The organism is Paractinoplanes ferrugineus (assembly GCF_016862195.1).
Classification (GTDB): Bacteria; Actinomycetota; Actinomycetes; order Mycobacteriales; family Micromonosporaceae; genus Actinoplanes; species Actinoplanes ferrugineus.
In genome coordinates, this window is the sequence record NZ_BOMM01000074.1 from 38,828 (window position 1) to 51,494 (window position 12,667).

Below are 12,667 nucleotides of genomic sequence, written 5' to 3' on the forward strand. Positions count from 1 at the left end.
GGAACGGGGTCCGCCGTGCCCCGCGGGCGAGCTGAGCAGGACCGGTAGGAAACCGGTAGGGATAAACGGCATTCTGGCGAGAATGGCCTCGATCAGAATTGCCGAACGGTGCCGAATCAAATAGCCCGGCACTGCTGGTGATCACTCGCGAAGATGCGGTAGCCTTCCGTCCATCGCCGGCGGAATTAAATGGAGGCAGGCGATGCAGGGGGCCGAAATTGCAGGCAATTCAACACCCGATCGGCTGCGCGTCGACGCGGCCACTCCGCGCGAATTAGGCATTCACAGTGCCGCGCACAGTGCCGGCGGCGATTTCGACCTGCCGGCCTATGTGGAGCGCAGCTTCGACTTCCAGCTGCGGGCCGCCCTGACCGCCAACCAGCCCGACCGCGGCAACTTCGTGGTCATGGTCGGCGGTTCGTCGACCGGCAAGACCAGGTCGCTCTACGAGGCGATCTACGAGCTGGTGCCGGACTGGTGGCTGGAGCAGCCGGCCGACGCGGCGGGCCTGCTGGACCTGCGGAACGCGCCGCCGCGCCGGACCGTGTTCTGGCTCGACGAGCTGCAGCAGTTCCTGGGCGGCCATCCGGCGCTGACCTCGGAGTGCGTCCGTGCGCTGGTGCGGCACGGCAACCTGGTCGTCGGCACGCTCTGGCCGGATCAATACGCGAAGTGGACGGCCGGGCGCGACGACATCAACCGGCTCGTGCACAGTGCCGTGCTGATCCCGGTGCCGGAGACCCTCGACCAGTACGAGCTGTCCAAGGCGCGGGCCGTGGCGGTGCGCGACAGTCGCATCGAGGACGCCCTCAACGCGCGTGACGACGGCATGACCCAGGTGCTCGCGGGCGGGCCTCGCCTGGTGATGTGCTGGGAGCAGCCGGCCAACCCGTACGCGAAGGCGATGCTCACCGCCGCGGCCGACGCCCACCGCCTCGGCGTGCAGGCGCCGTTGAGCACCGCCCTGCTGGCCGAGGCGATGTTCGGCTATCTGCGGCCGCACCACCGGGTGCGGTCCGCCCAGCACTGGTTGTCGGAGGCGTTGCCGCCGGCGACCCGGGCGGTGCACGGCGACGTGTCGCCGCTCTACCCGGTCGACGACGGCCGGGCCGGCACCCTGGCCGGTTATACGATCGCCGACTACCTCGCCCAGCACGTGCGGCGGGAGCGGCGCAGCTCGCCGGTGCCGCACGAGTGCTGGACCGCTCTCGTCACGCATCTGCGCCGGCCGGAGGACCTGCGGCGCCTGGCCGGCAGCGCCGTCGCCCGCCTGCGTTACCGCTATGCCGAGGTCGCGCTGACGCGGCTCGCCGACGAGTTCGGCGACGGCCGGGCCGCGGTCGAGCTGGCCGACCTGCTCGTCCGCCAGGACCGCCTCGGCCCCGCCCTCGACGTGCTGCGGCGCCGGCTCGACGCGCGGCCGACCGACCGGCTGGTCGGGCAGAAACTCCCGCAGCTGCAACGGTTGTGGGAACGCGCCGACGAGGTCCGCCGGCACGGCAGCGCCGCCGAGCTGGCCGAGATCCTGGCCGACGGCGGGGTCTGCGACGAGTTGCGCCGTGAGGCCGACGCCGGCCACGCGATCGCCGCCGAGCGTCTCGTCGACCTGCTCGCCGACCGCGGTTGCCGGCGCGAGGTGGAGCAGCGGGCCGACCGGGGCGAGCGCCGGGCCGCCGAGGCCCTCGCCGACATGTACGCGGCGTGGGGCGAGGCCGACCTGCTGCGGGCCCGTGCCGAGGCCGGTGACGCGGCGGCCGAGCTGCGCCTGTCCAAGCTCCACCGGGTCTTCGCCCGGCACGAGAGCGCGCGCTTCCAGATCGGGGAGCTGCGGGCGGCCGTCGACGAGGGCCGGGCCGAGGCGTCGATGGAGTTGTGCACCCTGCTGTTCGAGCTGCGCGACGAGGCCGGCCTGCGCGCCGAGCTCGACGCCGGCACCGCGGGCGCCCGGGAGCGGCTGATCGCCCTCCACACCGCCACCGGCCACCGGTCCCTGAGCCGGCTGCGCGCCTTCGGCCTCGACGCGGACGGAAACCCCGTCACGCACGCACGTGGAAAGGATTTTTGATGACTGACGAGCAGCGGGTTCCCGCCGAGTACGCGTTCCTGCTCATCCTGCGGGCCGAGGGCCGCAACATCTCCAACTCGGAGATGGACGAGCTCTACCACGTCCGGCTGGTGAGCCCGAACTACGAGAAGCTCAACGCCGACGGGCTGGTGTTCACCGACAAGGAGAAGAAGCCCTACCGCCACCGGATCACCGAGAAGGGGTTGGCGGCGCTGCGCCGCCCCCTGCCGGCCGAGGCGGGCCCGGGGGAGGAGCGCGGAGCCGGTGCGAAGCGCGCGCGGGGTGAGACCAAGCAGCTCTACTGGGCCGCCGCGGTCGCCCAGCAGCGGTACATCCAGAACCTCCGGATCGACCGGGACGGTGCCGAACCGGTCGACGAGGAACCGGTGGATCTCGAGGGCCGCGTCCGCGAGACGTACGCGAAGCTCGCCGGCCGGGCCGGTGCCTGGGTCGACCTGGCCGCCCTGCGGCCGTTCTTCCGCGAGGTGCCCAAGGACGAGCTCGACAAGGTGCTCGTGCACATGCTCGACGCGAGCGAGGTGGAGCTCGAGCCCGATCCGCTGCGCGGGCGGGTCGGCCCGGCCCAGCAGGAGGCCGCCGTCCGCGTCAACGGCGAGGACCGGCACAAGCTGGCGATCGGCCGGCCGTGACCGAGGAGGAGCGCACGGCGCTCGCGGCCCTCCGGCTCAACTGGGCGGTCACGCCCGACGACGTGTGGCGGCATTCGCCGGTCCACGTCGACGGACTGCACGAGGCCGTGGTCCGGGACGTGCGCGACGGCATCGCCGACGCCGAGGCGAGCGTCGACGCGAGCCCGATCGGGCTGGTGCTCGAGGGCCGCAACGGGACCGGCAAGACGCACCTGCTCGGCTGGGTCCGCGAGCAGGTGCAGAACCGGGGCGGCTATTTCTTCCTGATCGGCCTGATCGACGGCCGGCACTTCTGGGACAGCCTGCTCCACTACCTTCTCGACGGGCTGGCGCGCGAGGTGGCCGCCGGCGAGACCCAGCTCCAGTTGCTGCTGCGGCGGCTGGCGTCGCGGATCGGGGCGCCGCGCAACGACCGCCGGGCGGTGATCGGCGAGACCGAGCTGACCCGCACCGCCCTCGACACCTACGTGATGGGCCTGCGCGAGGTCGACTCCACGCTGGCCCACGACTGCCGGGACACGCTGCGTGCCCTCGCCCTGCGGGCCTCGGCGAACGAGGAGCACCAGGACATCGCCGACGACTATTTCGCGGGCATGGCGGAGACGTTCGCGGGGGAGCGGCAGAAGTGGGGCATGCGAAACCGGCAGCGCACCGCCCAGGAGCTGGTGCGCGAGATCTCCCGGCTGCTGGCCGCGACCGGGCCGTCGGTGATCGCCTTCGACCAGCTCGACGCGGTGATGGCCCAGGCCGCCATTCAGGACGAGTGGTCGAAGGTCTCGCCCGCCGCGGCCGACCTGCGGGTCGCGATGATGGTGGTGGAGCTGGCCGGCGGCCTGACCGATCTGCGCGACAGCACCCGCCGCACCCTCACCGTGATCGCCACCCTGTCGGTGACCTGGGACCTGATCGAGAGCAAGGCGCCGGCGTCGTTCCCCGACCGGTTCCGCCGCTGCCGGGCGTTGCAGGGCATCCGCGACCCGCGCATCGCCCGCGCGCTCGTCGAGAAGCGGTTCGCGGCCCGATTCGCCGCCGTCGACTTCATGCCGCCCTACCCGACGTGGCCGATCCGCGAGGAGGTCTTCGGCGAGGTCCGGGACATGACACCGCGGCGTCTGCTGATCGCCATCGACCGGCACATCCGGTCCTGCCTGATCGACCGGGAGGTGCGCGAGCTGCACCACATCGACGACGTGCCGAGCGGCCGGCCGGCGGCCAAGGAGCCGGCCGAGACCGCGCCGGCGATCTCCGACGACGAGCTGGCCCGGATCGAGACCCGCTTCGAGCAGTTGCGTCGCGACGCCGACGTCACCTCGCCGCTCGAACGCGACACCGAGGACAGCACGTTCCCGGCGCTGCTCTCGGCCGGTCTGCGGGCGTGGATCGTCGAGCGGGGCGACCGCGGTGAGGGGTTCAGCCTCGACCCGCCGCCCAGCTCACGGCCCGACCTGCACGCGCGGCTGCGCTGCTCGCTCGACGAGAGCACCGACGACCAGGTGCACTGGTCGTTCCGGGCGATCAGCGACACCCACCACGGGGTGGCCGCGCTGCACCGCATCCGCCGCGCGAGCACCGCCGCCGGCCTGTCCGGTGACGTCGCCCGCCGCAAGCTCTTCCTGCTGCGCAACGGCGAGTGGAGCCAGTCGGCCAAGACCCGGGAGGCGATCAGCGAGCTGCACCGCCTCGGCGGGGTGACGGTCGGCGTCGACGAGGCCGACCTGCGGGTCATGGCCGCGTTGCACGGGCTGCGCGACGAGAAGCCGGCACAGCTGCAGGCGTGGCTGGTGCGCTACCGGCCGGCCGAGCAGATCACCCTGTTCAAGGAGGTCCTGGCGGACGAGTCGCCGCCGCCGGCCAAGATGCTGGAGAAGGCCGGGTTCGCGCTCGGCGACACCCGGCTGTCGCTGAGCGCGCTGCGCAAGCACGCGATCCTGTTCGCCGCCTCCGGGTCGGGCAAGACGGTGCTGCTGCGCCGGCTCGTCGAGGAGTGTGCGCTGCTCGGTGTCTCGGCGATCGTGCTCGACCCCAACAACGACCTGGCCCGGCTCGGCGACGGGTGGCCCGAGCCGCCGGCCGGGTGGGGTCCGGGGGATGCCGATCGGGCGGCGCGCTATCTGGCCGGCACCGAGGTGCTCACGTGGACGCCGATGCGCGAGACCGGGCGGCCGCTCAGTTTCCAGCCGCTGCCCGATTTCGCCGAGGTGCGTGACGACCCGGACGAGCTGGGCGCGGCGGTGGAGGCGGCGGTGGCCGCGCTCGCCCCGCGGGCGAAACTCCTCGGCCGCACCCGCTCGGTGCACCTGGGCACGGCGGTGCTCCGGAAAGCGGTCGAGCACTTCGGCCGGGGCGGCGGCCGCGATCTGCGGGCGTTGATCGCTCTGCTGGCCGATCTGCCGGACGGGGTGAGCGCCCTCGACGGGGCCGGCAAGATCGCGGCGGACCTGGCGCAGACGCTCACCGCCTCGATGGACAACGACCCGATGTTCGGCGGCACCGGCACCTCCGCCGACCCGGCCACGCTGCTGACCCCCACGGCGGGCAAGCGGGCGCGGATCTCGGTGATCAGTTTCATCGGGCTCACCGAAGAGGCCCGGCCGGGCTTCGTCAATCAGCTCCAGATGAGCCTGTTCGCCTGGATCAAGCGGCATCCGGCCAAGGACCGCCCGCTGCTGGGCCTGTTCGTGATGGACGAGGCGCAGATGCTCGCCCCGTCCGGCGGGATGACCGCGTGCACTCAGAGCACCCTCGCGCTGGCGTCGCAGGCGCGCAAGTACGGCCTGGGGCTGATCTTCGCCACCCAGGCGCCGAAGAACCTGCACAACCGCATCCCCGGCAACGCGTCGACGCACTTCTTCGGCAAGCTCACGGTGCCGACCCAGATCGATGCGGCCCGCGAGATGGCCCGGGTCAAGGGCGGCGACGTGCCGGACATCGGCAACCTCACGGCGGGGGAGTTCTACGTCGCCCTCGAGGGGGAGGCACCACACAAGACACGCACCCCCATGTGCCTGAGCTATCACCCCAGCAGCCCGCTCACCGACGAGGAGGTCATGGCCAGGGCAAGAACAGACAGCTAGACGTACGCGCGGAGCAGGCTCGCCAGGTCGGAACGGCCGATCTCGTCGAGCGCGTCCGGCAGGTCGGGCAGCCGTTGCCGGGTGGCGAGCCAGGTCCACAGGTCGTACGGCTCGTCACCGGCCCGGAACCGCCGTGTCTCGTAGGACGGCACCCCGACCACGTCGGCCAGGTCCTGCCAGTAATAGGTGAGCTGGCGCACGACCTCGTGCATCACCCCGTCGGGCACGTGCGCGGCCGGCCCACCCGGCGCGTGCGAAGCCGTCAGCAGCCGGCCGAGCAGCGCGAACAGCACCTCGGCGGAGGCGCGGGCGGCGAACGCCTTGAACCGGTCGTCCTTGTCGCGGTCGGCGTGGTCCATCACGCCCTTGGCGACCAGCCAGTGCGGCACCGCCCGCTGGTGCGCGACGGTGGCGATGGTCGCCGCCTCCATCTCCAGGGCCAGGGTGTCGCGCTGGCGCGCCTCGAGCCGGTCCCAGATGCCGGGCTCGGCGATCACGGCGCTGCCGCTGGCCATCGCCCCGTCGACGACGTCGAACGGCAGCCGCTCCGGCCCGTCCACCCCGTGGTAGTAGAGGATCTGCTGGATGTGGTCGCGGCCGTCGCCGGTCAGCTCCAACTCGCTGTCGCGCCACCGGATGAGGCCGGCGGCGCGCAGCCGCTCGAGCCGTGGACCCCAGGTGGCGTGCGGGAAGTAGCGCTTGCGTGCGGGGTGCTTGCGGGGGTCCTGTCCACGGTGGAGCCGTTCCAGGTACCAGACCGCGGCCTCCTGCTCGGTGGCGACGCCGTAACTGGGCAGGCCGTCCGGGTGGAAGTCCTGCACGGCTCGCACCCATCGGCTGTCCTGCGGGAACTGCTGCGGCGCGGCCCGGAACCCGGCGTCGGTGTGTTTGCCCTCGTCCCACTCGTAGGCCGGGGCGGCGACGATCACGTCGCCCGGCGCGGTGGCCCCGGGGTTGCCGGCGCAGACCCCGCACATGGCGAGGCAGGTGGGCCGGAGGCGGTCGGTCAGCGTGGTGACGAGCGGGCCGGTGCTGCGGCCGCCCATCCGAACCGGCCGGGCGAGCGCGACGGTGAGCGTCTCGCCGGTCGCGGTGCGCAGCCCGGCGGTGGCATAGGGGGTCGGCCCGCCGGCCTCGTGCTCCGCCCAGGAGGTCAACCCGGCGAGCTGCAGGACGGCCTCGTGCTCCTCCTTGATCGCCGTGATCACCAGGATGTCGGTCCGGCTGCTCAAATGACGCTCCTCGTGCTCTCCGGGCCGCCCGCGGGCCCGCCAGCCAGCGGGCGGCGTCTCGGATTCTCACGCGGCGTCCTTCCGCATTCCTTCCGCGCGCCCGGTCAGCCCTCCGCCCGGTCGGCCCCGCCCGGTCAGCCCCGCCCGGGCGGCCCCGCCCGGTCAGCCCCGCATGATCGGCGGATTGAGCGAGGTCTCGGCACCGGCCCGGTAGAGGGCGGCGGGCCGGCCGATCTCGGGGATGCGGCGTTCGCCGGTCTGCTCCACGAAACCGGGGGTGCCGATCACCTTGCGGCTGAAGTTGCGCGGGTCGACCGCCTGGCCCCACACCACCTCATAGACGTTGCGCAGGTCGCCGATGGTGAACGAGGGGCCGCAGAAGGTGGTGGCCAGGGTGGTGAACTCGAGGCGGGTGCGGGCCCGCTCGACCGCCTCGTCGAGGATCTCGTCGTGGTCGAAGGCCAGGGTGCCGCGGGCCTGCTCGACCGGCACCCAGGCGGCGCTGCTCGCGTCCGAGCCGGCGGTCGGCAGCGGCAGGTCGGGCATGATCGCCAGGAACGCGACGCTCACCACCCGGCCGCGCGGGTCCCGGCCGGGCGCCCCGTAGGCCCGCAGCTGTTCGAGGTGCAGGCGGTTGCCGTCGAGGCCGGTCTCCTCGGCCAGCTCGCGGACGGCGGCGTCGGGGATGTCCTCGTCGCCGCGCAGGAAACCGCCGGGCAGGGCGGGCCGGCCGCGGAACGGTTCGTTGGCCCGGGTGATCACGAGCACCTGGAGCGTGTCCTCCCGCACGGTGAGGATCGCCAGGTCGACGGCGAGCCGGAGGTAGGAGTGCTCCCGATCGATCATCCGCCGAGCGTACGCAAATTGTCTTTTTGACACAAACTAGCGTGGGCGGGCGGCGGCCCAGATCTGCTCGAACTCGCCGCGGAAGTGCTGGTACCACGTGTGGTCGCGGCGGGCGTGCAGGGTCAGTGCCGGTTCGGTGCCGCTGAGCGCGTGCGAGTAGAGGTCCACCCGCAGGCTCCCGTTGGCCGACAGCAGGCCGAACGCCGGCACGAAGTCGAGCAGCCGCACCTCGAGCCGGCCGCGGCCCGGGGTGGCCGCCAGTTCCGCGAGCAGGTCGAGGGTGGGGCGTACGCGGTGGGCGAAGATCTCGGCGGCGTCCGGGGTGGTGCTGCGCCGGGCCGCCTCGTCGAGCACCGGCCCGTGCGGATCGATGACCGCGATCCGCACGGTGCCGCCCCGGCGCAGGCACTGGGCGAGGGCGGCGGCGTGGTTGCGAACAGTGCGGTTGAGGGTCACCCCGACGATGTCGATCTCGCCGGCGCCGGCCAGGTCGGCGAGCGGGCCGGCGTCGGCGCAGTGCAGCAGCCGGTCGGCGGGCGGCGGCTCGATCAGGGCGCTCATCTGGAGCCGGGTGTGCAGCGTGCCGGCGGCGAGCACGCCCAGGGTGGCCAGGGTGGCGCCGGACAGGATCGGGCCGCCGGCGAGGTCGAGCATGCCGAGCGTGCCGACGACGAGGGAGACGGCGAGGGTGGCGATCAGGTCGAGGGACTGCCAGAGACGCACCACGGAGGTCCTTCCGGGGACAGTGACGGCCGGTGAGGATGAGCGTACCAGGAGTTAATGTCATTCGGACAGAAAGTGTTCTCGCGGCGCCGGAGCCGCAGGCGGTTCGCGATCCGCGCGCCGGCCTCGGCCGGCGGCAGCCAGGCCGGGCCGGCCGGCAGTGCGGGTGTGCCGGAACCGGACGGGTGCACCACCACGACCGCGCCGACGTGCCGGCGGCGGGCCACCCGGCGCAACTGCCGCACCGAGCCGAGCAGAGTCTGCACCGACTGGCCGATGTAGGTGCCGTCGCACAGCACCTGACCCTGCGGGGTGAGCGAGTAGGCCCCCGACGGCCACGCGACCGACTCCACGAGCAGCAGGTGGGTGGCGGTGCTGACGGCGAAGCCGATGCGCGGCGTGCGCTTGGTCACCCGTACCCCGGCGAAGAGAACCACCCCCGGGGTGCCGGCCAGCCGGTCCAGCAGCGCGCCGGTGAGCGTCGCGGCCTGCCGTACGCTCATTCCGATCGGCCGCAACGACCGGCTCTCCTCGTCGTCGAGGCCGGCCAAACTGCCACGTACGCGCTGGACCATGGCACACTCCCGTCACGATGGGCTGATTGGACGATTGCCCTATGTGATTTGGTCACACGGAGCTACCGGTTTGCTTCCGCGACCTGAAGGCTGAGGGCTCGACGTTGTGGCGGCGGCGAAGAGGACGATCGATGCGTTACCGAATTCTCGGCAATCTGGAAGTGTGCGACGCGGGCGGCGGCCCGGTCGAGCTGCCTCCCGGGCGGGCCCGCGCGGTGCTGGCCACGCTCCTGTTGCGAGCGAACCGGCCGGTGTCCGCGGAGGACCTGATCACCGCGGCGTGGGGCGAGGGCGGCGTCAAGCCGGCGCAGCTGCACAAGGCGGTCTCCGCGCTGCGGAAGATCCTCGGACCCAAGGTCAAGACCCACAACCGTTACGGTTACGAGGTTCAGGCGCGCGACGACGAGCTCGACATGCTGCTGTTCCGCCGGCTGGTCGAGCGCGCCGACGCCCGCCGCGACGGCTCCGGCGACGAGATCGGCGACCTGCGCGTGGCCCTCGCCCAGTGGCGCTCCGGCACGCCGCTGTCCAACGTGCCGATGGAGGTCGTGCCCGGTGACGTCGAGAAGCTGCGCAACCAGCGCCGGCGGGCCGCCACCCGGCTGTTCGAGCTGGAGGTCGGCCGGGGCGCGCACGCCGAGGTGATCGAGGACCTGGCCGGTTTCGTGGCGACCTACCCCGGCGACTCGAAGCTCGTCCGGCTGCTGATCACCGCACTGCACCGGGACGGGCAGCTGTCCGAGATCATCCCGGTGTTCGAGCGGTACGAGGAGGCCGGCGAGGCCCCCGACCAGGGGTTGCGGCGTTTCGCGTACTCGCTGGTGCATGACGCCTCGCCGGCCCTGGCGGCGCCGGTTCCCCGGCAGTTGCCCCCGCCGCCGCCCTATTTCGTCGGCCGCGACGGCCTGCTCGCCGAGGTCCTCTGGCTGCTGCGCCGGCCCCGCCTGCCGGTGCTGACGCTCACCGGGCCGGGCGGCATGGGCAAGACCGCCCTCGCGCTGCGGGCCGCCCACGACGCCGCCGGCTCCTATCCCGACGGCCAGCTCTGGGCCGACCTGCGCGGCACCCGCGACCACCCGGCCGACCCGGCCGAGGTGCTCGGCGAGTTCCTGCGCGCGCTGGGTGTGCCGTCGGTGCCGGAGACCCGCAACGAGCGCGCCACGCTGTTCCGCACCATCATGGCCGGCCGCCGGGTGCTGGTGCTGCTCGACGACGCCGCCGACGGGGCCCAGGTCCGTGACCTGCTGCCCGGCGGCGGCAACTGCGTCGTGCTGGTCACCGCCCGGCGCCGGCTGCCGGACATCGGCGCGCCCGCCCACCACGTCGCGCCGCTCGCCGCGTTCGACGAGGGCACCGCGGGCGAGCTGTTCCACCAGATCGCCGGTGGCCACGTCGACCTGACGGGTGAGCAGGACGCGATCGGTGCCGTGGTGCGGCTGTGCGGGGGCCTGCCGCTGGCCGTGCGGATGGCCGCCCTGCTGCGGGTGGACGCGTTCCACTCGAGCACCGGCGAGCTGCTCGGGCGGCTCACTTCGCAGGGGCCGACCGCGTTCGCGTACGGCGAGGAGAGCCTGGCCCGCACCATCGGCGCCGGACTGATCCCGCTCGACGACCGCGCCCGCCGGCTGTTCCTCGGGCTGGGCTCGCTCGCCCTGCCGCTGTTCGCCGAGTGGACCGCGGCCGCGGTGCTCGACGAGCCGGGCCCGGCCGCCGCCGCCGCGCTCGCCCAGCTCGCCGCGATCGGCCTGGTCGACCCGGTCCGCGGCGCCGCGGCGTCCGGATCGCCGTCGACGGCGTCGGCACCGGCCACCCAGTTCCGCTTCCACGACCTGACCCGGCAGTACGCGGCCGGTCTGGCCGCCACCGAACCGTCCGACGACGCCTCGCTGCGGGTCTGCCGGGCGCTGCTGTCCCTGGTCCGGCACGCCCACACGGCGTTCTACGGCGGCGACTTCGACGTGGCGCACAGCGACGCGGCCGACGTCGCGGTGCCGGCCGCCGAGCTGGCCGAGGCCGCCGCCGAGCCGCGCGCCTGGTTCGAGCGGGAACGCGCCAACATCCGGGCGACGGTCGAGCAGGCGGCCGCCCTCGGGCACGCCGACCTGTGCTGGGACCTGGCCGTCTCGGCGCACGAGTTCTATGCCATCGGCGGCTACTTCGACGACTGGCGGGCCACCCACGAGGTCGCGCTGGCGGCCTGCCGGGCGGCGGGGGACCGGCGCGGCGAGGGCGTGGTGCTGACCATGCTCGGCATGCCGCCGCTGGTGGCCAGCGGCAGCACCGGGGTCTCCGGGGTGCCCGAGCTCGAACGCGCGGTGGAGCTGCTGCGCGAGACCGGCGAGCGGCACGCCCTGCCGGTGGCCCAGCGCACCCTGGCCAACGCGCTGCGCCGCAACGGCGAACTGGCCCGGCCGCTCGTGCTGTTCACCGAGGCGTACGCCCACTATCACGAGAACGGCGACCTGGTGGGCTGCCAGCAGGCGTTGCGTTTCATCGGGCAGACCCGCCTCGACCTGGGCGAGGCGGCCGCCGCGGTGTCGGTGCTGCGCGAGGCCGAGCGGCTCGCCCGGGACACCGGTCAGGCCCGGGTGCTCGCGCCCGCGCTCTACTGGCTCGGCCAGGCCCACCTCGCGGCCGGCCGGCTCGACGCGGCGTCGGCCGGGTTCGGCGAGGTGTTGCGGCTCTCGCCGCCGGAGAGCGGACTGGCGCACGCGTACGCGCTGCACGGTCTCGGCGACCTGGCGCTGGCCCGGGGCGACACCGACGAGGCGCGGACCCGGCTCGAGGAGGCCGAGGTGCTCGCCCGGGACAGCTCCGACGCCGGGCTCGAGGTGCGGGTCTGCCTGTCGCTCGCGGCCGTCGCGGCGCACCTGGGGCAGCAGCGTGACCGGGTGGCGGCGCTGCGCCGCGCCCTGATCCCGGCCCGCTCGTACGGCTACGCGAAGTTCCAGGTGCGCGTCGAGACGGCGCTGGCCGATGCGTACGACCGGCTCGGTGACCCGGCGGCGGCGGCGGCCGCCCGGGGCCGGGCGGCCGAGCTGCTCGATCGGGGCAATGTGCCGGCCGAGGACCGAAGGCACGCCTGAGCCCTCTTAATGTCTTCTTGACACAAACCCTCGTGACGACTTAGTGTCTTCTTGACAGTAAAGCTGTCGAACGCGCGCAGGGCATGCGCGAGGAGGCCGGCCAGTCTCCACCGCCCCGTTCGGCCGGACGAGGCGATCACGCGTGCCGATCAACCGTCAACTCGCCACCTCTCCCGAAAGGAAAGGTCATGCGCGCACGTCGTCATCACCTCCTCGTGACCCTGATCGCGGCTGTCGTGGTCGCCCTGACCAGCCAGTTCGCTCCCGCCCCGGCGGCCGTCGCCGACGGCGTCTGCCCGGCCAGCACCACCTGGGACAACTTCCTGAAGCGCTGCGTCTGAGCACGGAGGTGTGCCGGCGGCCTCCCGGGAGCCGCCGGCACACCATCGGGTGACCACGGCAGAAAAACGGAAGAG

9 protein-coding genes are annotated in these 12,667 nt (G+C 73.3%); 5 read left to right on the forward strand and 4 right to left on the reverse strand.

Annotated elements, in window-relative coordinates; genetic code table 11:
* Positions 1 to 202 precede the first annotated feature (202 nt).
* From Afe05nite_RS38445 to Afe05nite_RS38455, 3 genes are read left to right on the forward strand one after another with little or no spacing between them, the layout of a single operon-like run.
* On the forward strand, positions 203 to 2,065 hold the full coding sequence (locus Afe05nite_RS38445) for a hypothetical protein (RefSeq protein WP_203822251.1): 1,863 nt from the start codon (positions 203 to 205) through the stop codon (positions 2,063 to 2,065).
* The gene (locus Afe05nite_RS38450) at positions 2,065 to 2,715 is read left to right on the forward strand and encodes a hypothetical protein (protein ID WP_203822252.1); all 651 of its coding nucleotides are present in this window, start codon (positions 2,065 to 2,067) and stop codon (positions 2,713 to 2,715) included. Before Afe05nite_RS38445 ends, Afe05nite_RS38450 begins: the two co-directional genes overlap by 1 nt.
* The gene (locus Afe05nite_RS38455; RefSeq protein WP_203822253.1) at positions 2,712 to 5,789 is read left to right on the forward strand and encodes a helicase HerA domain-containing protein; all 3,078 of its coding nucleotides are present in this window, start codon (positions 2,712 to 2,714) and stop codon (positions 5,787 to 5,789) included. The genes Afe05nite_RS38450 and Afe05nite_RS38455 overlap by 4 nt, the downstream gene beginning before the upstream one ends.
* Here the strand turns inward: Afe05nite_RS38455 and Afe05nite_RS38460 are convergent.
* The 4 genes from Afe05nite_RS38460 to Afe05nite_RS38475 form a co-directional block, all read right to left on the reverse strand.
* Complete coding sequence (locus Afe05nite_RS38460) at positions 5,786 to 7,021, reverse strand: 5'-methylthioadenosine/S-adenosylhomocysteine nucleosidase family protein (RefSeq protein WP_203822254.1); 1,236 nt, start codon at positions 7,019 to 7,021, stop codon at positions 5,786 to 5,788. The two genes, Afe05nite_RS38455 and Afe05nite_RS38460, sit on opposite strands and share 4 nt — an antisense overlap.
* 162 nt (positions 7,022 to 7,183) lie before the next feature.
* Positions 7,184 to 7,867, reverse strand: a complete 684-nt coding sequence (locus Afe05nite_RS38465) for an NUDIX hydrolase (protein ID WP_203822255.1) — start codon at positions 7,865 to 7,867, stop codon at positions 7,184 to 7,186.
* A 36-nt stretch (positions 7,868 to 7,903) separates the two neighbouring features.
* Positions 7,904 to 8,590 carry a hypothetical protein gene (locus Afe05nite_RS38470; protein WP_203822256.1) on the reverse strand — a complete coding sequence of 229 codons (687 nt, stop codon included), beginning with the start codon at positions 8,588 to 8,590 and terminating at the stop codon, positions 7,904 to 7,906.
* Positions 8,563 to 9,165 (reverse strand): hypothetical protein, encoded by a 603-nt coding sequence (locus Afe05nite_RS38475; protein ID WP_203822257.1) that lies wholly within the window; start codon positions 9,163 to 9,165, stop codon positions 8,563 to 8,565. The genes Afe05nite_RS38470 and Afe05nite_RS38475 overlap by 28 nt, the downstream gene beginning before the upstream one ends.
* A gap of 131 nt (positions 9,166 to 9,296) precedes the next feature.
* Here Afe05nite_RS38475 and Afe05nite_RS38480 point away from each other — a divergent pair, with 131 nt between their 5' ends.
* Together Afe05nite_RS38480 and Afe05nite_RS38485 are read left to right on the forward strand one after the other, a co-directional pair.
* The gene (locus Afe05nite_RS38480) at positions 9,297 to 12,251 is read left to right on the forward strand and encodes an AfsR/SARP family transcriptional regulator (protein ID WP_203822258.1); all 2,955 of its coding nucleotides are present in this window, start codon (positions 9,297 to 9,299) and stop codon (positions 12,249 to 12,251) included.
* Between the two features lie 188 nt (positions 12,252 to 12,439).
* Entirely contained in the window at positions 12,440 to 12,592 is a 153-nt protein-coding gene (locus Afe05nite_RS38485) for a hypothetical protein (RefSeq protein WP_203822259.1), read from the forward strand.
* Positions 12,593 to 12,667 lie beyond the last annotated feature (75 nt).